1 protein-coding gene is annotated in these 205 nt (G+C 44.9%); it reads right to left on the reverse strand.

The window, feature by feature from the left end; all coding sequences use genetic code 11:
- The coding region (locus R3X26_RS19035; protein ID WP_317718872.1) for an IS66 family transposase at nucleotides 1-205 on the reverse strand (205 nt) is incomplete at both ends.

Consider the following 205-nt stretch of genomic DNA (forward strand, 5'->3'; position numbering starts at 1 on the left):
TGTACCCATCCGAGAGTAAATAACCAGAGTAACCCGTTAGGAATTCGCGCACGCAAGCACCCGCTCGACTTGGCTGGTAATCATAGATAACAACGGGATTTTGAGTGAACTCACCACTACGGTAAACCCACATATACGATTTAGATTGTGCCTTTTTATCTTCTTCTCGAAGTACTTGCACCGTAGTTTCATCAGCGCAGATAAG

This window comes from Vibrio sp. TH_r3 (assembly GCF_033101115.1).
Classification (GTDB): Bacteria; Pseudomonadota; Gammaproteobacteria; order Enterobacterales; family Vibrionaceae; genus Vibrio.